Annotated in this window: 21 protein-coding genes; 13 read left to right on the top strand and 8 right to left on the bottom strand. The window is 64.0% G+C overall.

Features of this window, described 5'->3' with window-relative positions; genetic code table 11:
- The first annotated feature begins 657 nt into the window (after positions 1-657).
- A complete protein-coding gene (locus tag U4Y90_RS26190; protein WP_321798973.1) occupies positions 658-1,719 on the top strand; it encodes a glycosyltransferase family 2 protein in 1,062 nt (353 codons plus the stop codon).
- Positions 1,720-1,732: 13 nt separating this feature from the next.
- On the opposite strand, the gene U4Y90_RS26185 is transcribed toward U4Y90_RS26190, so the two are convergent.
- Positions 1,733-2,371, bottom strand: coding sequence for a TetR/AcrR family transcriptional regulator (locus U4Y90_RS26185; protein WP_321798972.1), 639 nt, complete (start codon positions 2,369-2,371; stop codon positions 1,733-1,735).
- A gap of 112 nt (positions 2,372-2,483) precedes the next feature.
- Between U4Y90_RS26185 and U4Y90_RS26180 the strand changes: the two genes are divergently transcribed.
- The gene (locus U4Y90_RS26180; RefSeq protein ID WP_321798970.1) at positions 2,484-3,323 is read left to right on the top strand and encodes an NAD(P)H-binding protein; all 840 of its coding nucleotides are present in this window, start codon (positions 2,484-2,486) and stop codon (positions 3,321-3,323) included.
- A gap of 39 nt (positions 3,324-3,362) precedes the next feature.
- Entirely contained in the window at positions 3,363-3,620 is a 258-nt protein-coding gene (locus U4Y90_RS26175; protein WP_033536198.1) for a hypothetical protein, read from the top strand.
- A gap of 14 nt (positions 3,621-3,634) precedes the next feature.
- Here U4Y90_RS26175 and U4Y90_RS26170 read toward each other — a convergent pair whose 3' ends face one another.
- Complete coding sequence (locus tag U4Y90_RS26170) at positions 3,635-5,047, bottom strand: DUF308 domain-containing protein (protein WP_321798968.1); 1,413 nt, start codon at positions 5,045-5,047, stop codon at positions 3,635-3,637.
- 173 nt (positions 5,048-5,220) lie between these two features.
- Here U4Y90_RS26170 and U4Y90_RS26165 point away from each other — a divergent pair, with 173 nt between their 5' ends.
- The 5 genes from U4Y90_RS26165 (at position 5,221) to U4Y90_RS26145 (ending at position 10,882) form a co-directional block, all read left to right on the top strand.
- Positions 5,221-5,805, top strand: a complete 585-nt coding sequence (locus U4Y90_RS26165; RefSeq protein ID WP_321798966.1) for a DUF1349 domain-containing protein — start codon at positions 5,221-5,223, stop codon at positions 5,803-5,805.
- 96 nt (positions 5,806-5,901) lie between these two features.
- Positions 5,902-6,984, top strand: a complete 1,083-nt coding sequence (locus tag U4Y90_RS26160) for a LacI family DNA-binding transcriptional regulator (protein WP_321798964.1) — start codon at positions 5,902-5,904, stop codon at positions 6,982-6,984.
- Positions 6,985-7,088: 104 nt separating this feature from the next.
- Entirely contained in the window at positions 7,089-8,063 is a 975-nt protein-coding gene (locus U4Y90_RS26155; protein ID WP_321798963.1) for a substrate-binding domain-containing protein, read from the top strand.
- Positions 8,064-8,066: 3 nt separating this feature from the next.
- Positions 8,067-9,584, top strand: coding sequence for a sugar ABC transporter ATP-binding protein (locus U4Y90_RS26150; RefSeq protein ID WP_321798961.1), 1,518 nt, complete (start codon positions 8,067-8,069; stop codon positions 9,582-9,584).
- 23 nt (positions 9,585-9,607) lie between these two features.
- A complete protein-coding gene (locus U4Y90_RS26145; RefSeq protein WP_321798959.1) occupies positions 9,608-10,882 on the top strand; it encodes an ABC transporter permease in 1,275 nt (424 codons plus the stop codon).
- Here U4Y90_RS26145 and U4Y90_RS26140 read toward each other — a convergent pair whose 3' ends face one another.
- On the bottom strand, positions 10,883-11,671 hold the full coding sequence (locus U4Y90_RS26140; protein ID WP_321798958.1) for an aldolase: 789 nt from the start codon (positions 11,669-11,671) through the stop codon (positions 10,883-10,885). It abuts the gene before it with no gap.
- A gap of 242 nt (positions 11,672-11,913) precedes the next feature.
- Here U4Y90_RS26140 and U4Y90_RS26135 point away from each other — a divergent pair, with 242 nt between their 5' ends.
- Together U4Y90_RS26135 and U4Y90_RS26130 are read left to right on the top strand one after the other, a co-directional pair.
- On the top strand, positions 11,914-12,117 hold the full coding sequence (locus U4Y90_RS26135; RefSeq protein WP_008347993.1) for a cold-shock protein: 204 nt from the start codon (positions 11,914-11,916) through the stop codon (positions 12,115-12,117).
- Between the two features lie 299 nt (positions 12,118-12,416).
- On the top strand, positions 12,417-12,860 hold the full coding sequence (locus tag U4Y90_RS26130) for a hypothetical protein (protein WP_321798947.1): 444 nt from the start codon (positions 12,417-12,419) through the stop codon (positions 12,858-12,860).
- 215 nt (positions 12,861-13,075) lie between these two features.
- Here the strand turns inward: U4Y90_RS26130 and U4Y90_RS26125 are convergent, their stop codons facing one another.
- The gene (locus U4Y90_RS26125) at positions 13,076-13,843 is read right to left on the bottom strand and encodes a sulfite exporter TauE/SafE family protein (RefSeq protein ID WP_321798946.1); all 768 of its coding nucleotides are present in this window, start codon (positions 13,841-13,843) and stop codon (positions 13,076-13,078) included.
- A gap of 83 nt (positions 13,844-13,926) precedes the next feature.
- On the opposite strand from U4Y90_RS26125, the gene U4Y90_RS26120 reads away from it, so the two are divergent.
- Entirely contained in the window at positions 13,927-14,817 is an 891-nt protein-coding gene (locus U4Y90_RS26120) for a LysR substrate-binding domain-containing protein (RefSeq protein ID WP_321798945.1), read from the top strand.
- Here U4Y90_RS26120 and ppk2 read toward each other — a convergent pair.
- Both ppk2 and U4Y90_RS26110 read right to left on the bottom strand, forming a co-directional pair.
- Complete coding sequence (ppk2, locus tag U4Y90_RS26115; protein WP_321798943.1) at positions 14,814-15,905, bottom strand: polyphosphate kinase 2; 1,092 nt, start codon at positions 15,903-15,905, stop codon at positions 14,814-14,816. The two genes, U4Y90_RS26120 and ppk2, sit on opposite strands and share 4 nt — an antisense overlap.
- A 52-nt stretch (positions 15,906-15,957) precedes the next feature.
- Positions 15,958-16,179 (bottom strand): YdcH family protein, encoded by a 222-nt coding sequence (locus tag U4Y90_RS26110; protein ID WP_321798941.1) that lies wholly within the window; start codon positions 16,177-16,179, stop codon positions 15,958-15,960.
- Between the two features lie 222 nt (positions 16,180-16,401).
- Here U4Y90_RS26110 and U4Y90_RS26105 point away from each other — a divergent pair, with 222 nt between their 5' ends.
- Complete coding sequence (locus U4Y90_RS26105; protein ID WP_321798940.1) at positions 16,402-16,710, top strand: hypothetical protein; 309 nt, start codon at positions 16,402-16,404, stop codon at positions 16,708-16,710.
- A 142-nt stretch (positions 16,711-16,852) separates the two neighbouring features.
- On the top strand, positions 16,853-17,500 hold the full coding sequence (locus U4Y90_RS26100; RefSeq protein WP_321798938.1) for a VC0807 family protein: 648 nt from the start codon (positions 16,853-16,855) through the stop codon (positions 17,498-17,500).
- Here the strand turns inward: U4Y90_RS26100 and U4Y90_RS26095 are convergent.
- The gene (locus U4Y90_RS26095; protein WP_321798937.1) at positions 17,489-18,316 is read right to left on the bottom strand and encodes an alpha/beta fold hydrolase; all 828 of its coding nucleotides are present in this window, start codon (positions 18,314-18,316) and stop codon (positions 17,489-17,491) included. The two genes, U4Y90_RS26100 and U4Y90_RS26095, sit on opposite strands and share 12 nt — an antisense overlap.
- A gap of 22 nt (positions 18,317-18,338) precedes the next feature.
- A complete protein-coding gene (locus U4Y90_RS26090) occupies positions 18,339-18,512 on the bottom strand; it encodes a hypothetical protein (protein ID WP_321798936.1) in 174 nt (57 codons plus the stop codon).
- Positions 18,513-18,737: the final 225 nt, after the last annotated feature.

The raw sequence follows: 18,737 nt of genomic DNA, 5'->3' as shown, positions 1-18,737 counted from the left end.
CGTTTGTCACGCTTCGATGCTCGAGATGGTCGTCCCATGTGGCGAAGCGTACGGAGCGCAACGGTACGAGTCTGGACGATAACGTTTGCGAGGCACAAGGCATCGCGAATGCGGCGGCGTGTCGGTAACGCAGGGAAGCGATTCGACAAAATGCGGACTTCGCGTGGCCCGATTTTCTACTAGTATGTCCCGAAGGGCTTCATGTGGCGGTGTCACTGCTTCGTTGCTTTGAAGGGCTAACATGTAGCCGCCTGGGGGAACCCTCCCGGCAGAAGCCGCTCTATAGCGTTTGTTCCATCGACATGCACATCAGGCCGGGGCATCCGGGGCCGGCCATATGATGTGACATGCTCCAACAATAAAAAGCGTCGCAGGTTCTTTCATCGGTAGCCCGTGCGGCCATCTTTGAGCGCTTGCGCCGCATCGGCATTTCGAACGGACCTTTCCCGTGTCGTACGGTGATCGAGCCGGCCGCATCCATCAGACCAACTGCATGTCCCGCCGCGCCGTGTTTCACGCGGCACGTGCGCGATTGCACGTGCCGCGGTTGCGCGGGACGGCGGGACACAGACGACGGCTCTTCGCATCATGCGTGCGAAGAGACAGAGCCCAATCATTCGACGGAGAGCGTCATCCATGCCGTTTGAGAGTGACTCCTTGCGAGACACCAGTCCGCTGCTCAGCATCGTCGTGGCGGCGTATAACATCGAGGGATACATCGAGGAAGCACTCGAATCTCTCCTCGCCCAACCTCATATCGACGCGATGAAGATCATCGTGGTCGATGACGGTTCTCCCGACGAGACCTACGCGGCAGCACGCGCAGTCGTCGAGCGCGATCGCGGCGTGCACATCGAATTGCTGCACCAGGAAAACGGCGGCTTGAGCGCCGCGCGCAATACGGGCCTTGCCGCCGTGCGCACGCCGTATGTCGGCTTCCTGGATGGCGACGATATCTATCTGAAGGGCTTCAGCGAAGCCATGATTCCCATCCTCGCCGAACGCAAATGGGATCTGGTCGAATACAACGTCAAGATCATCGACGACGACGGACGCGAGCTCGACGAAATCAAGCTCGCCGACGAGACGACGAGCGGCGGCCATCCGATGAACCGCGCGGCCCTGCAGCACTTCGCCGACACGTTTCACACCTTCGCGTGGGCGCGTGTTTACCGCACCGACCTGTTCGACGAAGCACCGTTTCCTGTGGGAAGAAATTACGAGGACATGGCCCTCGTGCCCTCGACCTATCTTCGCGCGAGCAGTATCTATCGCATCCCCACGCCACTGATCGGCTATCGCCGGCGCTTCGGCAGCATCACGCAAACCGCCAAGCTGCGCGACATGCACAACCTGCGCGTCACCGGGCAGGAAGCGCTCGCGCATTGCGACGGCGGCGAGATGGACGATTTCTGGCTCACGGTGTTCGACAAGCTCTTTCACCGGGCATGCCACGTTTGCGCGCGCGTCGATCGCGCATCCTTCAAGCAGGCCTCCGAGACGCTCACGGCGATGGCCGTCGATCATCGGAAGATGCGCGAGAAACTCACCGAGCGCAGCGGCCGTGAAGTCGTCGAGCTCGCGCCTTTCGATCTGAACGTGCGCGCGGACCGCTCGATCCACTTCCTGAAAGGGCTCGTGAAGAAAGTATTGCGACGCAGCCTCGATCATCATCAGCGGGCGCGCCGCCCGAGCACGTCGAATCAACTGAGCGGATAAGCACGCACCGCTCTCAAAGCTCTTCGATGGCCCGCAAGCTCATTCGCTTGTAGGCGTCGACGAGCAATGCGCCCTCGCCGCGCTTGTGCGCGACGGCGAGGCGCATCGTCTCCTCGCCTAGCTGCCAGATCAGGAACGCGAGCGCGTTGACACGCTTGCTGTCCGCGCGCGGCATCACGCGCCGGATGGCCGCTGCGAGCAAAGCGCCGCACGCGCGGCTCTCCGCGATCTCGATGTGCATCAATTCCTTGTCCGAGCGCAGCGCCGACGAAATGTCCCGCATCACGGGCTTGTCCAGCACGATCGCATGGTACTGGTCGACCAGCGAGGCGAACGCGCTCGACAATTGCGCCTTGTCGCGCACGGCGTCGAAGGCTTCGCGCACGCAGCGACGGCTCTCGGCCGCGTAAAGCTCGGCGAGCGTGCGCACGATCGCGCGCTTGTCCGGAAAGTATTGATACAGCGAACCGATCGATATCTCCGCGAGCCCGGCGATCTCGCTCATCTTCACGTGCTCGCTGCCCTTCTCCGCGATCAGTTGTTGCGCGATCTCCAGAATGCGATCCAGACGCTCGCGGCTGCGTTGCTGCGCGGGCTGCCTGCGCGCGACGCCTGCTTCCGCTGCCCGTGCTCGTGACGGTTTCTCTTGCATGGCGATTCCTTTGCGGCATGAACGCGCGCTCAAAAGTGCTTGACAGTCGAATGTGAGTATCTATCATGTTTTAAACGTGAGCAACTCTCACATTTAAACTCAGGAGACGGTCATGACTCGTTCGGAATTCGACGGCGCGCCCATTCTCGTTCTGGGCGCCAATGGCAAAACAGGACGACGTGTGGCAGAGCGGCTGCGCGCACAAGGACTCTCGGTCCGCGCATGCGCGCGATCCACGCAGCCTCGTTTCGACTGGAACGATCGCGCGACGTGGCGAGCGGCGCTCGACGGCGTGAAGCGCGCATACGTGACGTATCAACCGGATCTCGCGGTGCCCGGCGCGCTCGATACGGTCAGCGCATTCTTCGACACGGCGCTGTCAGCCGGCGCCGAACGGATCGTGCTGCTTTCGGGACGCGGCGAGGAAGAAGCGCAAGCCGCCGAACATGCGCTGCAGCGCTCGGGCGCGCGCTGGACCATTCTGCGTTGCAGCTGGTTCATGCAGAACTTCAGCGAGAGCTTCCTGCTCGATCCGATCCGCGAAGGCACGCTCGCGCTGCCTGCAGGCGACATTAAGGAGCCGTTCGTCGATGCGGAAGACATCGCCGATGCAGCCGTCGCGGCGCTCACGCAACCGGGCCACGAAAACCGGCTCTACGAACTCACCGGCCCTCGCGCAATCTCGTTCGGCGAAGCGCTCGAATGCATCGCGAAGGCGTCGAAGCGTGATCTTCACTTCGTTCCTGTTGCGCCGGAAGCCTTTCGCGCGGGGCTGCTCGACGCCGGCGTATCGAAGCCGGAGACCGAGCTGATTCTGTATCTCTTCACCACCGTGCTCGATGGCCGCAACGAAAGGCCTGCCGACGGCCTGCGCGCCGCCTTGCATCGCGATGCCCGTTCGTTCGAAGACTATGCGGCGCGAGTCGCGGCAAGCGGCCTCTGGAACGCGTGAGGTGGGAAAGCCGTGGTTATTTCGCGGTAGACTTTGGAAATGGAAAAATGTCCCTACTGTGAGCGAATCCGTGACGAATGGGATTGTCACGGTCAGGAATGCCGCACCGCCATCGCCCGCGCGCTGCGCAGGCAGCGGATGGGATTGCCGATGGTGCCCAAAGTCATCCGCAATGAAATTCCGCCGGGCGCGTCGACGGGCGAAGTCATCGCACAGTTGTCGCGTCAGCGCTTGCGCGCGCGCCGGGCGAACGAAGAACGCCGCGCGCGCAAGGAAGCCGAAGACCTCGATCTGTAGCGGCGAGCGTCATATCAAACGCGCGCGGGCGGATCGACATTCGATCCGCCGCGCTGTGCAAGCGTCCCTTCCTCACGCCATGCGCGCCGCGATGCACGCATCTTCGCCAGCGCCATGCGCGCGACCTTGAGCCATGCATAAGGTCGCGGATCGGCGACCATGCTGAGCGCGCGTGCGTAGTCGAGCGTGAGGCCGGGCGTCCAGGCCATCGTCACCGCGCGCTTGCGCACCTGTGCCGCGATCCACAGTTCGGGCGTCACGATCATCCTGAAGAGCGCGTCCCAGCCCGCGCGCGGCCCGTACAAGCGCCCCGCCGCGCCTTCGAGTGCTGCGTCGAGCGCGCGCGAAACGCTGCTCGAACAATTGCGATACGTGAGGTTATATGTCGTGTCCTCGCGATACTCGCGCCAGAAACGATCGAGCCGGACCGGATCGTAGTTGCGGATGCGCACCCGCACCGTCGACGGGCACCATGCGTTCGATTCGATCGCATAGCTCGGTTGAAACAGGCCGGGCACATCGTTCTCGCGCGTGGCGCGCAAGAGGCGCGCGAAGTCGTCGGGCGAGCGATCGATCTCGACGGCCGGATAAAGACTCACGTAGACGCCTTCCGGCGATTCGAGCGCCGCGTGCCCGGTCGAAATCACGCCGTTGCGATCCACTGCGGCGATATAACGATCGACGATCGGATGCCATTGCGTCTCCGCCTTCGACGATCCCACCGGCGTCCATACGTGCACCGTGAGCGCCGCTTCGTCGGCTGCGGGCGGGCCATCCCATTCGCGGGCTTGCAATGGCGGGCGCGCGAGATCGTGCCCCTCGCCCGCAACGCTCGCCGCTTCCGCGCTCGCGTCGCCCCATACGGCCGGGTTGCTCGTCAGCTTGCGCACGCGCGTTGCGATCATGATCAGATTCCATCCCGCGAAGATGAAGAATGCGCCGATGCAATACGGCACCGTGCCCTTGTAATGCGTCGGATACGGCTGAATCATGAAGACGCCCAGAACGATTTCGAAGATCGCAAAGCCGAGCGCGACACGATAGCGCCGGTAACGCACGACGAGCGCCGAGGTCGCCTGCAACAGGCCGTCGAACAGAAACGCGAGGCTGATCAATATCGAAAGGATGAAGTGACCATGATGATTGCCCTCGAATATCAGCGTCGCCGTGAGCACGAACGCGATGCCCTTCGCATAGCGCAATCTGCGCTGGCCGCCGACGCCCGCCCATGAGACCGCGAGCGTGAGCGCGCCTTCGATCAGCAGCAGCCAGCCGACGAACGCGATCGGAAAGCCCAGCGCGCCGTCGAGCGCGTCGATGAACACGCCGATGCCGATAACGAGCAAGAGCCAGCCCGTCACCGTGAGGCTGCGCCAGCGGTTGCGCAAATAGTCCACGCCCAGCAGGATCATCATCAGCTTGACCATCGTGCTCTCTTTTCGAAAAGTGACGGTAAGTGCCCGTACATGGTAGTGCAGTCGCCACGCAAAACGGTTACGTCCGACCGATCGGCGCGCTGCACTGCACCACGAACGGCCGGCGTGTCGGCGAACGCGCCATGACATACTGGCTCTGCCCATTCTCACGCGACGGAGACGCCATGTTCGAGCAATGCCGATGGATCAACGAGCCCGCGCAATGGCGCATCGAGAGCGACACGCTCTTCGTCGCCACCGACATCAACACCGATTTCTGGCGCAACACGCACTACGGGTTCGTGCGCGACAACGGCCACGTATTCGCGGCGAGCGTGAATGGCGACTTCACCGCGGAGGTCGCGGTCGACGGCGATTTCTCCGCGCTCTACGACCAGGCGGGCCTGATGGTGCGCGAAAGCGCGCAACGCTGGATCAAATGCGGCGCCGAATACAACGACGGCGCGCTCACGTTCAGCACCGTTCTCACCGACGGCTCATCCGACTGGTCGCTCGGCGCGCGCGCCAACGCCAACCGCTTCCAGCTTCGCATGACCATCGCGCAAGGCGTCCTGAAGGTGCAATGCAGCGCCGATGAACGCAACTGGACGCTCATGCGTCTCGCGCCGTTTCAGTCGAGCGAAGCGAACGCGCGATGGCTCGTCGGCCCGATGTGCTGCACACCCGAGCGCGGCGGCCTCACGGTCCGTTTCTCAGACTTCAGGATCGGACCGCCCATCGTGAAGGACTTGCACGACATCGCGATGTAACGCGACGCATCCGGCTCGGTAAAAACACTCACTTGCTCCGCCCGGCCGCGCTTTCTAATATTTTGAAACGTTTCAGAATATCGATGACATCGCGCCTTGGACTCGAGAAAAAAACCGGCCAGCACGTTGAAGGACGTTGCCAACGCGGCGGGCGTTTCGCTCGGCACCGCGTCGAAGGTCATGGCGGGCGCGCAAGGCGTGAGCCCTGCGCGGCGGCAGCAGGTCCGGGACGCGGCGCGTCAGCTCGGCTATCGGCGCAACAGCCTCGCGGCGGAGTTGCGCAGCAACCGCTCCACTTCCATCGGCTTCGTCGTTCCCGATCTGACGAACTCGTTCTTCATCGAGTTGTTGTGCGTGGTCGAGGATCACGCACTCGCGAGCGGTTATCGGCTGCTGCTCGCGCATGCACAGGAGGATCCCGAGCGCGAAGCCGAACGCATCCGCTTCGTGCTCTCGCGGCAAGTTGCCGGCATGATCATCATTCCCTGTCACGGCTACGATCACGCGATAGAAGAACTGCGCGAATGCGATGTGCCGCTCGTGATGGCCGATCGCGTCGACAACAGCTTTCCCGCGAATACCGTCACCACCGATAGCCGGCGCGCCGCGCGCGACGGCACCGATCATCTGATCGCGCTCGGGCACAAGCGCATTACCTTCATCGTCAACGCGCTCGATCTCGTCAACAGCCGCGAGCGCGCGGACGGCTATCTCGATGCGATGAAGCGCGCGGGTCTCGCGCGTCATGCGCGTGTCGTCGTGTGCGGGATGACGGATACCGAGAGTCATGCGGCAACGCTCGGCTTGCTGTCGGAACGCGACCGTCCTACCGCGCTGTTCACGGGCGCGAACGTCGCGACGCTCGGCGCATTGCGCGCGATACGCGACGCCGAATTGCGGCTGCCGGACGACATCTCGCTGCTCTCCTTCGACGATGCGCCGTGGATGTCGGTGCTGCATCCGCGCATCAGCTCGATTCATCAGCCCGTGGAGGCCGTGGGACGCGCGATCTGGCAACTGCTGCATAAGCAGTTGCAAGGCGAAGCAGCGGAGCCGGTGCATCTGCGCATGAAAGCTGATTTGCGCGTGCGCGAGAGCACCGCGCCGCCGATCAAGCCGGCCGAAAAGGAAAGCCCTGCCGCACGCACCCGCAAACGAACCGCGCTCGCGGATCGCTGAGCGTGCGCGCTATAACGTTTTATTTTTCGAAGGCCGCAACCAGCGAGAGCAACACCCCCTTGAAACCAGACCCGAAGCTGGCGACCATAACTGGAGAGACGAGAATGGACAGCAAACGACGCATCATCACCGCGAGTCTCATCGCCGTGCCGCTGGCCGGCGCGGTCGGCACGTTCTCCGCGCTCATCGCGCAACCGGCGTTCGCGCAGCAGAAGAAATACCGCTTCGGGTTCTCGCAGGTCACGACCGTCGAGCCGTGGCGCGTGCAGTTCAACAAGGACATGAAGGCCGAAGCCGCGAAGCATCCCGAGGTCGAGTTGATCATTGCCGATGCAGGAGACCGCACCGACAAGCAGAACGCCGACATGGAGAACTTCATCGCGCAGAAGATGGACGCGATCTTCATCTCGCCCAAGGAGTCGGCGGGACTCACGGGCGTCGTCGAAAAGGCCTTCAAGGCAGGCATTCCCGTGTTCGTGCTCGATCGCGAAGTGAACGGCGATCAGTTCACGCAGTTCATCGGCGGGGATAACGTGCAGATCGGGCAGGAAGCGGGCAACTTCATCGTCAAGCTGATGGGCGGCCCGGGCAAGGCGCAAGGCAATCTCGTCGAGATCTGGGGCGGCTTCGGCGCGCAGCCGGCGCACGATCGCCACGACGGCGCGGACAAGGTCCTCGGCAAGGAGAAAGGCATCAAGCGCGTGGGCGAGCGCGTCGATTGCGACTGGAAGCAGGACAAGGCCTACGACTACATGAAGACCGTGCTGCGAGTGCAGCCGAAGATCGACGTGGTCTATGCGCACAACGATCCGATGGCCTATGGCGCGTACCTCGCCGCGAAGGATGCGGGCCGCGAGAAGAGCATCAAGTTCGTGGGTATCGACGGCCTGCCGCAGGAAGGCGCGACCTGGGTCGATCAAGGCCTGCTCGCGGGCACGTTCATGTACCCGACGCCGGGGGCGGAAGGCATCCGCCAGTCGCTCAAGGTGTTGCACGGCGACAAGGTGCCGAAGAAGGTCACGCTGCCGACGCAAGGCATCTTCGCCGACAACGCGAAGCAGTACATCGCTAGCCACTGAGCGATGGCAAGCGTGAGCGCGCCGCTCATCGAAGCCGCGGGCCTGTCGATCTCGTTCAACGGCAGCGCCGCGCTGTCGGACGTCGATTTCGATGTCGCCGCGGGCGAGGTGCATGCGCTCGTCGGCGAAAACGGCGCGGGCAAGTCGAGCCTGATGAAGATTCTCGGCGGCCTCTATGCGCCCGATGCGGGCAGCATTCGCGTGCGCGGCGAGCCGACGCGCATGTCGAGCGTGAATGACGCGACGCGCGCGGGCGTCGCGATCATTCATCAGGAGCTGAATCTCGTCGATACGCTGTCCGCCGTCGACAACATCTTTCTCGGCAAGGAAATACGCACGCGCATGGGCTTTCCCGATCGTCGCGCGATGCGTGCCGCCGCGGCGAGCGTGCTCGCGCAACTGGGCTTTCGCCTGGCCCCGGAGACGCTCGTCGGCACGCTGCGCGTCGGCGAGAAGCAGCTCGTCGAGATCGCGAAGGCATTGCTCGCGGATGCGCGCGTGCTGATCATGGACGAGCCGACGTCCGCGCTGTCCGACACCGAAACGCAGGCCCTGCTCGCGCTCACGAAGGACTTGCGCGCGCGCGGCATCGGCATCGTGCTCATCAGCCATCGACTGGGCGAAGTGTTCGCGGTCGCCGATCGCGTGACCGTGTTGCGCGACGGAAGACGCATCGCGACCCTGCAGATGCGGCAAGTGGAATCGTCGGAAGCGCTCGTCTCGATGATGATCGGCAAGGACTTCGCGCCGCCTGAGCGCACGGAAGCGGAAGCGCCGCAGGAACGGCCGCTCGCGGTCGACGTGCGCGGGCTCACGTTGTCGGGACCGGCGCGCGCGCTCGTATCGGATGTGTCGTTCACCGTGCAGCAAGGCGAGGTGTTCGGCATCTCGGGACTGCTCGGCGCGGGCAAGACGGAAATACTGGAGGCGATCTTCGGTGTCTCGCCGTATCGGCGCGAAGGCGAGATACGCATCGCGGGTCATGCGCGCACGATCGATGCGCCGGATCGCGCCGCCGCGGCCGGGCTCGCGTTCGTCACCGAGGACCGCAAGAAAGACGGCCTCGTGCTCGATCAATCGCTCGAAGCGAATCTGGTCTTGCCGTCGCTGTCACGCGCGCCGGGGTTTCCGTTCTATCGGCGCGCTCGCATGCATGCGTGGGCGAACGGTCAGGCGCGCGCATCGAACGTGAAGCATCGCAGTCTCGCCCAGGACGCGAGCACCTTGTCGGGCGGCAATCAGCAGAAGCTCATCATCGGCAAATGGCTGATGACGAGACCGCGCATTCTCCTGCTCGACGAACCCACGCGGGGCGTCGATGTCGCGGCGAAGGCCGAGATCTATCGACAGATACTCGCGGCGGCGCGCGGCGGCGTAACGGTGATCGTCGCGAGCTCGGAGATCGACGAACTGATGCTGCTCTCCGACCGCATTCTCGTCATGTGCGAAGGACACGCGCGCGGCGTGCTGGCGCGCGAGCAATTCTCGGGCGATGTGCTCATCAAGATGGCGTCGCCCTGAAGCAAGAACCGGAGACTCGCACCATGCTGCAAGCGCAGGACCAACTCGCCGAGCCCGCGGTCAACGCCCGCCGGCGGCACCTGAGCACGTTCCTCACGTATCTGAAGTATTACCTGGGGCTCATCGTGCTGCTCGTGGTGGGCGCGTTCACGTCGCCGCACGCGGCCGACGGCGGCAACATCTTTCTGTCGAGCGCGAATATCTCCGACGTGTTTCGTCAGGTGGCGAACGTCGGCGTGATTTCCATCGGCATGACGCTCGTGATCATCACGGCCGGCATCGATCTGTCGGTCGGCGCGATCATGGGGCTCGGCGGCGTGCTCACCGCGATGCTGCTCACCACCGACGGCTGGAATCGCGCGACATACGCGTCGCTCGCGCTCGATGCGATCGCCGTCTTCGCGATCGTGTTCGCCGCGCTCGGCGTCGCGCGCGGCATCCTGCGCGCCCGCGATACGCAGACGGTGCGCGTCGCGGAACGCGCGCCCGTCGCGATGCAGGCGGGCATTGCGTCGATCGTCGCGGCGGCGGCGTGCGCGTATATCGCGCTGCACGGCGGACATCGCATGCCCTTGCTCGCGGTGATGTGGATCGTGCCGCTCGCGGGCTTCACGCTCGGCGCGCTGAACGGCTGGATCATCACGCGAGGACGCATGCAGCCTTTCATCGTGACGCTCGCCGCGATGGTCGGCGTGCTCGGCGCCGCGCGCCTGATCGCCGGCCAGGACACGGCCGTCTATTCGATCTACAGCGGCACCAACGCGACGACCGATATCGAAGCATTGCGCGCGCTGCTGTTCAATGTCGTGCCGGTGCCCGCGCTCTTCTTTCTCGTGATCGCGGTGGTCGTCGGCTTCGTGATGAATCGCACCGTGTTCGGCAAGTATCTGTATGCGATCGGCGGCAACGAGAAATGCGCGGTCGTGTCGGGACTCAATGTCGCGCGCCACAAGATGGCCGCTTATGCGATTTCGGGGCTGCTGTCGGCGCTCGTCGGCGTGCTTTACGCGGCGCAGTACCGGCAAGGCAAGGCGGATGCCGGCATGGGCTGGGAACTGGATGCGATCGCCGCCGTGGTGATCGGCGGCACGAGTCTTTCGGGCGGCGTCGGACGCGTGTCGGGCACGGTTGCGGGCGTGCTGATCTTCGGCTTCTTGAGCAACATCCTGCTGCTCAACGATATCGACAGCAATACGCAGCTCGTGCTGAAGGGCTTGATCATCGTGATCGCCGTGTTCCTGCAGCAGACGGACATGGGCAGACGCGGGTGGTTCAGGCGCTTCGGTGCGAAGAAGTAGTCAGGCCTCGAAGTCGATGCCCCGCGCGCGCAACTGCCGCATGCCGCTCGCGAGATGCGCCCGCGCGCTCTCGGCATCGCCCGCGCGCATCTGCTCGGATGTGCGCTGCGCGACCTCATGCGGCACCGGCTTGAGCGGCCGGTTCGCGCTCATCGCGCGCAATTGCACTTCGGCCGCGCGCTCCAGATAGTAGAGATCGTCCCATGCCTCGGCGATGGTCGCGCCTGCGACCATCACGCCGTGATTCTTGAGGAAGAGGATATCGGCGTCGCCCATCGCGCCGGCAATGCGGTCGCCCTCGGCATTGTCGAGCGCCAGGCCGTTATAGTTCTCGTCGACCGCCGTGCGGCCATAGAACTTCAACGAGGTCTGCCCGAGCCACAGAAGCGGCGGCCCGTCGAGCAGGCACAGCGCGGTCGCGTTCGGCATATGCGTGTGGAAAGCCGCCTTCACGCGCGGCATCAGCTTGTGCACGCGCGCGTGAATATGGAATGCGGTCGCTTCGGGCTCGCCCTCACCAGCGATCACGTTCCCGTCGAAATCGCAGATCAGCAGCCGCGACGCTGTGATCTCGCCGAATGCATAGCCGTACGGGTTCACCAGGAACAGATCGTCGTGACCCGGCACCGTCGCGGAAAAATGATTGCAGACGCCCTCTTCGAACCCGTGCAGCGCCGCGAGCCGAAAGCAGGCTGCGAGCTGCCGGCGCGCCTCGGCGATCTCGGGCGCATCGAGCCGGACAGAAACGGGTGCGACGCGTTGCGCGGGGTTGGAGATGGTATGTGCCATATGATCGTGCCTTTGTCGTTTGCCCGACCGGACAGTCGAGGATAAGCAAGCGGGCGCCGAATAATGCCTGAACAAAAACATTTCAGCGAGACCGGCACCGCCGAGCGAGTATGACGTGTTTATGTCCCGTCTCTTAGCAGAAACGCTTATTTGAACTCGGCGTTCTGGCGTGGTAAAACTCACTGCCGCTCGACATTCGAAGCGCATCTCCAACGTAATTCGTCTCAATAGGGTTTGGAAAAATGGCAACAGGTACTGTGAAGTGGTTCAACGATGCAAAGGGTTTTGGTTTCATCACGCCGGACGACGGCGGTGAAGATCTGTTTGCACATTTCTCCGAAATCCAGTCCAAGGGTTTCAAGTCGCTCCAGGAGAACCAAAAGGTGAGCTTCGAAGTCAAGCAAGGCCCGAAGGGCAAGCAAGCTTCGACGATCCAGCCGCTGTAAGTTCAGCGCTGTCGCCTCAAGGCACGAAACGGCCCGTACGGGCCGTTTTGCATTGGTGCCCGACATGGGTGCCCGAAATAAATACCGACGCATTATTCATTGACCGGATGGACGGCTTTTGGCGGGTGCAAACATGCTGAATCGAGCATGCCGGATATATAAATAAATCCGTAGAATTGATAACTTCTTCGCAAGCTCATGCAATTCGCATCGACGCGAAATAATTTCCGCTGTTTCACGTGAAGCCGGCAAGTAATCGGAAAAAATACCGCACGCTCGTTCGGCACCAGACGAGAGCATTGCTCGTCTCCCTTTGGTTCCTCACCAGCGATACGCACGCGCAATCGTTCGCGGCCAATCAAAAGGCGGCGCGCTTTGTCGCCGAGGTGGTCATGAACGACTTCCGCACGGCGCAAGCGGGCGGCGGTTATGTCTTTTCCTACGATAGCCACGAAACCGAAGCGTCCCTCTCCGCGAGGCTCGACCGCTGGTTCTCGGGCGCCGATCCCCAGGCGATCCCCATGGAGCCCGCCGAAAAGCAGGCGCTGTTCGGCTTTTACTGGGCCGCGAGCATGATGCCCGCGCATTCGCCGTGTTTCCGCGATATCGCCGATCCGGCCTGCGGCGAGGATCTGTCGAAGTGGATGGCGCGCGAGCTCGACGACGATCCGCGATTCATCCGGGCCTACGAGTCCGCGAGAACGCCGCTCGGCCTGCCGCCAATCGAACGCAACGCGCACTGAACGGCGGGCGCGCGTGGCGCTCGTGATGGGCTTCGGTCCGCTCGTTGCCGCGTAAACACACGGCCCGGACGTGCCGGACCGGCGCGGGCTTCGGCGTCTCGGGCGCATCGATGTCGTCGTCGCGCAGGCGGTACAGCAACGCGATCTTCGCCGCGACACTCACGAGCAGCGAAAGCGCGCCGATGGTTTCGAGCAAGGCGGGAATCATGATGGTCTCATCGACGCGACAACATCGGTCCGTAGGTTTTCACGAAGAATGCGATCGTGATGCCGGCGCTGACGATCAGCGTGCCCGCACGGATCCAGTGCGGCGGCGCGCGCCGGCCTAGCTGCGCGCCGCTGTAACCGCCGGCGACCGCCGCGAGCAGCATCGCGATCGTCTCCGGCCAGCGCACGGCCTGCGCCGCCGCGAAGGTCAGCACCGCCACCGAGTTGGCCGCGCTCACCAGCAGCGTGCGCGGCGCGTTCAGGCTTTTCAGGTCGCGCGAATCGAGCAGGCCCCAGACGGCCATCATCATGATGCCGACCGCGCCGCCGAAATATCCGCCGTACACGCCGAGCGCGAACTGGATCGACAGCACCGCCGGGGCGCCGATATGCCAGCGCCGCCGCAACGCCTCGCCGAGCTTGCGGCCGAACGCCAGCGTGAGGCTCGCGCACAACAGAAGCCACGGCAGCACGAAGGAAAATGTCCTGGACGACGTGGACAACAAAAGCGCCGCGCCGACGAACCCGCCGATGAGCGTCGTCACGAGCATCTTGCGGATCGACACGGACCCGACGGGAGAGAGGCCGTCGCGATAGGCCCACGCGCTGACCACGCCGCCCGGGAAGAGCGCCACCGTGCTCGAAGCGTTCGCCTGAACCGGTGGCAAGCCGGCGGCGATCATCGCCGGAAGGCTCACGAACGAGCCGCCGCCTGCCAGCGCGTTCATCGCGCCCGCGAGAAAACCGGCGCCGATAACCAGAATAAAGGGTTCCATGCGACAGATGCTAACGACGCCGTGAGCCGCTTACAATCTGGCATTTCCAATGTGAGGCTTCGGTCTTTCCGAAGGATGCGGGCATGCGCTTCGATCTGACCGACATGCGGCTGTTCCTGACCGTGATCGAGCGCGGCAGCATCACGGCGGGCGCGCAGGCGATGCACCTGGCGCTGGCTTCGGCGAGCGAGCGCATCGCAGGAATGGAGGCCGCGCTCGGCGCGCCGCTGCTCGAACGCAACCGGCGCGGCGTGCAGGCGACCGCCGCGGGCGACGCCTTCGTGCGCCACGCGCGCGCGATTCTCGGTCAGGTCGAGCAGATGCGCGGCGAACTGCGCGCGTTCGCGACCGGCCTCAAAGGCCGCATCCGGATGATGTCGAACACGGCGGCGCTGGCGGCCTTCCTGCCGCCCCGGCTCTCGCGTTTTCTCGCCGCCTATCCGGATCTTTCGATAGATCTCGACGAGCGCCCGAGCGTCGAAATCGTGCAGGCGATCGCGGAAAGCCGCGCGGATCTCGGCGTGGTTTCAGATACGGCCGACCTCGGACGGCTGGAGACTCATCTGCTTACGCAGGATCAACTGGTGGTCGTGGCGAACCGCGCCCATCGGATCGCGGGGGAACGCGCGGTGGCGTTCGCGGAGATTGTCGGCGAGGCGTTCGTCGGACTATCGGATGCCGCGCTCGAACTGCATCTGGCCGAGCGCGCGTCACGGCTCGGCAGGCAGATCGGCTATCGCATCCGCATGCGCAGCATCGACAACGTCGGCATGCTGGTCGAGGCGGGCATCGGGCTCGTGATTTTGTCGGAGGCATCGGCGCGCATGCTGGAGCGGCCGACGCTTGCCATCGTGCCGCTCTCGGAGCCGTGGGCGACGCGCCGGCTGCATCTGTGCGCCCGTGACTTCGACGCACTCACCCCGCACGCGCGCCTGCTCGCCCAAACGTTGATGGACGACGCTAACGCGAGCTAGAACGGCCGCCCGACGATGAACGGATCGACCGCGCCGATCGCCTTCAGGTCGCGATTCGCATATGGCAGCTTGTGCAGCACGTAGCGCATCGCGTTGAGGCGCGCGCGCTTCTTGCAATCGGAACGCACGACGGTCCAGGGCGTGTCGGCGCTGTCGGTGTGCGCGAACATCGCTTCCTTGGCGTCGGTGTAGGCATCCCACTTGTCGAGCGACGCGAGATCCACGGGGCTCAGCTTCCACTGCTTGAGCGGATGAATCTCACGCTCCTTGAAGCGGCGGCGCTGCTCGGCGCGGCTCACGGAGAACCATAGCTTGATGACGTGCGTGCCGCTTTGCGAAAGATGCCGCTCGAACGCGGGCACCTGCTGCATGAAGTCGTCGTATTCGCGCGGCGAGCAGAAGCCCATCACGCGCTCGACGCCCGCGCGGTTGTACCACGAGCGGTCGAAGAGCACCAACTCGCCCGCCGTCGGCAGATGCTCGACATAGCGCTGAAAATACCATTGACCGCGCTCGCGCTCGGACGGCTTTTCCAGCGCAACCACGCGGGCGCCGCGCGGATTCAGATGTTCCATGAAGCGTTTGATGGCGCCGCCCTTGCCCGCCGCGTCGCGCCCTTCGAAGAGAATCACGACGCGTTGGCCGGTGTCCCGCACCCACGCCTGCAACTTCAGCAACTCCACTTGCAGACGATACTTCTGCTTTTCGTACGCCCGCCGCGACATCAGATTCCGGTACGGATAGCCGCCCTCGCGCCACGACGGCGACAGTTCATCGTCAGGATCGGGCGATGCCCTGGCCGATCGCCGCACGGTTGCGCCATCGAAAAGATGAGCGCGCAGCGTGGATATTTCGTCCGGCGACATCCCGCCGATCAAGGTTCTCACGGTATCGACGAGCGATAGCGTTTGTTCGCCTTCTCGAGACTCGAACCGCTCGAGTATGTCGTCCACGCTGTTGGTCAGCAGGCCATGCGCCGCTTCGATCGCGCGGCCCGTTTCTTCTTGTTCGATGCTGGCCGGCATCGCTCGCGCCACGACATCGCCGTCGTCCGATCCGGCTGCCTTTTCTGGCGATATCAACTTCATCGGCTCCTCATTGTTGTTGCTCCGGCGTCTCTGCCCTTGCGTCTTCTCTTTGTCAGGCCGCTTCGTGCGCTTTTCTCAAGACCGCGTACAGCTTGTCTTTCAATAGCAGCTTTTCTTTTTTCAGCGATTCGATGACGAACGAGTCTGCGGGCGTCACGCCGGTCTCCATGTTGTGGATCTGGTGATCCAGCTCGTTGTGACGCTCGAAGAGCCGCGAAAAATGATCGTCCTCGGTCTTGAGGCGCGAGATGAGGTCGCGATATTCGGGAAACATGCGGTGATCCTCCGACTAGTTGAAATCAGTAGTTCGAAGTACATATTACCGACCGGAGCAACTCATTTCTTAGACGATTATCAAGTCACACTGCGTTAGATCGTCGCAGACCGCGCTCGGGCGCACCTAGGCAAAACCCTCTTCCATGCAGGTATCGTCCTTGCACACAATGAGATGACCGGCCGGGCATCCGCGTGGCTGGCACGAACCAAGGAGGCCGTCATGAGGACAAGCAATCGCGCGCAGGGGCGCGCCGTGCAAATTGCGTTGATCGCCGGCGCTGCCGGCTTGTGCTTCGCCACGGCGGCCAGCGCGGACAGCCAGGCCGCCAAAAAGATGGGGCAGATGGGCGTCATCAACCAGACACTGCAGCCCAAGCCCTTGAAACCGGCGACGCCGAACACGCCGAACGCGACGTCGACCACGCCGAACTACAACGCCAATTCAACCTACAACCCCAATGCCGGCAACACCGCGAACGGAGCGACGCCCGGAACTCCCGCCGCCGCGGGCGCACCCCCGAGGAAGTAGCGTCGACCCAGTGCGGGCGGCGGTCTGAACGCGCCAACGCCCGCCCCCGCGGAACCCGCACGCGCGCATCCGTACATTCGCGCACGTCCGATCTTTTATACTTGGCTCAAGGCCAGCGCCCACAGCGCACATTCCTGAGTCCATGAAAAAGATCAAACCCGGTCTCGTGCTCGAACTCGCCGCCAATCTGCTGCTCCCGTGGCTCGCGTATCGGCTTGCGCTGCCGCACTGGGGCGATGTCGGCGCGCTCTACGCATCGGCCGCGCCGCCGCTCGTGTGGAGCATCGCCGAATTCGCTCGCTCGCGCCGCGTCGATGCGCTTTCCGCGCTCGTGCTGTTCGGCATCGCGCTGTCGATCGTGATGCTCGCGATGGGCGGCAGCCCGCGCATCCTGCTCGTGCGCGAATCGCTCGCGGCAGGCGCGACCGGCATCGTCTTTCTGATCTCGCTGTTCTTCGAACGTCCGCTCATCTTCTATCTCGCGCGCGCCACCGTCACGCGCGAGCAGGAAAACGGCGCCGAGCGTTTCGAGGCGTACTGGCGCGACAGCGCTTCGCTGCGCGCGTCGCTGCGGCTCATGACGCTCGTGTGGGGCGTCGGGCTCTCTGTCGAAACCGCGCTGCGCTTCTGGTTCGCATGGACCTGGCCCGTCGAGCGCTATCTGGTCGTGTCGCCAGTCGTGAGCTACGTGATCTACGGCGGATTGCTCGCGTGGACGTTCTGGTTTCGCGCGCGGCTCATCGAGCGGCAGGGCGAAAGCGCGGCATCGCGCGACGGTCTACTCGGCTAGGCGATCGGCGCGCGCCGCATCGGCGATATGCCCCGCGATCGCCGCATTCACCGCGCCGGCATGCGTCAGCGGCCCCATGTGTCCGGCATCCGGCACGACGATCAGCTTCGCCGCCGGCATCAGGTCGGGCAGCGTCTCGGCGATCAGCCGCGTCGGCGCGGGCGCGTGTTCACCACGCATGACGAGCGTGGGGATGCGCAGCTTCGCATATGCGCTCGCCGGCGTCGGCTCGTGGATCAGCGCGCGAAAATCGAGCGGCGCTTTCGGCACCCAGCGCGTGAGCATCGCCTGCACGGACGGCCGCAGTGCGGACCACGCGCCGTGCCCGCCCCAGTAGTCGACGAACGAACGCGCCGCGCCGCGCAGATCGCCCGCGACGACGCCCTCCGCCGTGCGCGCCGCGATCGCGAGAATCTCCGCGAATTCGGTCGCGCCGCGCGCGCCCATGCCTTTGAGCAGATGAAACGCCGAAGGCTCGTAGAGCGTGATGCTGGCGACGCCATGCGGCCGCTCCAGCGCCGCGCGCAACGCGACGCCACCGCCGTACGAATGTCCGACGAGATGCACCTTGCCGCGCTGACGATCGATGATCTCGACGGTGCGAGCCGCTTCGTCCGCGAGCGTGAATGCCCGCTCGCCGCCCCACGGACCGACGCTGTCGCAGCCGTAATGCTCGGGCGCGATCAGCGTGTAACGCGCCGTACCGGCATTGAGCGCGTCGAGCGTTTCGCCGAGCTGGCGCCATTGGTTCGCGCCCGCGCCCGAGCAATGCAGCGCGATGACCGGCGCGGCGGTGTGTTCGTCGTTCAAAGCCATCGTCGTTCTCACTTGTGAATGATCAGGCGTCGGTGTCGCACGCACGCATGCGGCGCTCGAGTTCACCGATATCCGCGCACGATCCGAGATATTCATCGCGGCGGCTGTGCTCCGCGCGGTCCAGCAGCATGCCGGTCCAGCAGACCAGATGCGGCAGCATGATGTCCTTTGCCATATTGATTAGGTATCCCAACATGATTCACTCCACTTGCATCAACGAATCTTTCGATGAAATGCCGGCTGAGCGATCGTGCAGGACGGGTCAATCGGGAGTCGCTGAGGCGGCGGGTGTCGGCATTCGATGCAGGCACCGTGCCAGTTCAGCGAATCGCTTGTGCTACAAGGCTCGGCGCGATTTCAGCCGCCGCGGTCCGGCACGACTGTCGGGCGCGAGCCAACGCTTTCGGCCCTGAAAGGCGGC

It is taken from the genome of Caballeronia sp. J97, assembly GCF_905220305.1.
In the GTDB taxonomy this organism is placed as follows: Bacteria; Pseudomonadota; Gammaproteobacteria; order Burkholderiales; family Burkholderiaceae; genus Caballeronia.
Note: the sequence above shows the minus strand (reverse complement) of the source record. Positions and strands in the feature narration are given on the sequence as shown.

What these genes read in the sequence shown, in the direction of transcription:
- ppk2 (WP_321798943.1), bottom strand. Translation starts at nt 15,905, where the DNA reads ATGAAGTTGATATCGCCAGAAAAGGCAGCCGGATCGGACGACGGCGAT.
- U4Y90_RS26120 (WP_321798945.1), top strand. Translation starts at nt 13,927, where the DNA reads ATGCGCTTCGATCTGACCGACATGCGGCTGTTCCTGACCGTGATCGAG.
- U4Y90_RS26135 (WP_008347993.1), top strand. Translation starts at nt 11,914, where the DNA reads ATGGCAACAGGTACTGTGAAGTGGTTCAACGATGCAAAGGGTTTTGGT.
- U4Y90_RS26180 (WP_321798970.1), top strand. Translation starts at nt 2,484, where the DNA reads ATGACTCGTTCGGAATTCGACGGCGCGCCCATTCTCGTTCTGGGCGCC.
- U4Y90_RS26090 (WP_321798936.1), bottom strand. Translation starts at nt 18,512, where the DNA reads ATGTTGGGATACCTAATCAATATGGCAAAGGACATCATGCTGCCGCAT.
- U4Y90_RS26125 (WP_321798946.1), bottom strand. Translation starts at nt 13,843, where the DNA reads ATGGAACCCTTTATTCTGGTTATCGGCGCCGGTTTTCTCGCGGGCGCG.
- U4Y90_RS26175 (WP_033536198.1), top strand. Translation starts at nt 3,363, where the DNA reads ATGGAAAAATGTCCCTACTGTGAGCGAATCCGTGACGAATGGGATTGT.
- U4Y90_RS26170 (WP_321798968.1), bottom strand. Translation starts at nt 5,047, where the DNA reads ATGGTCAAGCTGATGATGATCCTGCTGGGCGTGGACTATTTGCGCAAC.
- U4Y90_RS26100 (WP_321798938.1), top strand. Translation starts at nt 16,853, where the DNA reads ATGAAAAAGATCAAACCCGGTCTCGTGCTCGAACTCGCCGCCAATCTG.
- U4Y90_RS26185 (WP_321798972.1), bottom strand. Translation starts at nt 2,371, where the DNA reads ATGCAAGAGAAACCGTCACGAGCACGGGCAGCGGAAGCAGGCGTCGCG.
- U4Y90_RS26155 (WP_321798963.1), top strand. Translation starts at nt 7,089, where the DNA reads ATGGACAGCAAACGACGCATCATCACCGCGAGTCTCATCGCCGTGCCG.
- U4Y90_RS26150 (WP_321798961.1), top strand. Translation starts at nt 8,067, where the DNA reads ATGGCAAGCGTGAGCGCGCCGCTCATCGAAGCCGCGGGCCTGTCGATC.
- U4Y90_RS26165 (WP_321798966.1), top strand. Translation starts at nt 5,221, where the DNA reads ATGTTCGAGCAATGCCGATGGATCAACGAGCCCGCGCAATGGCGCATC.
- U4Y90_RS26140 (WP_321798958.1), bottom strand. Translation starts at nt 11,671, where the DNA reads ATGGCACATACCATCTCCAACCCCGCGCAACGCGTCGCACCCGTTTCT.
- U4Y90_RS26105 (WP_321798940.1), top strand. Translation starts at nt 16,402, where the DNA reads ATGAGGACAAGCAATCGCGCGCAGGGGCGCGCCGTGCAAATTGCGTTG.
- U4Y90_RS26095 (WP_321798937.1), bottom strand. Translation starts at nt 18,316, where the DNA reads ATGGCTTTGAACGACGAACACACCGCCGCGCCGGTCATCGCGCTGCAT.
- U4Y90_RS26110 (WP_321798941.1), bottom strand. Translation starts at nt 16,179, where the DNA reads ATGTTTCCCGAATATCGCGACCTCATCTCGCGCCTCAAGACCGAGGAC.
- U4Y90_RS26145 (WP_321798959.1), top strand. Translation starts at nt 9,608, where the DNA reads ATGCTGCAAGCGCAGGACCAACTCGCCGAGCCCGCGGTCAACGCCCGC.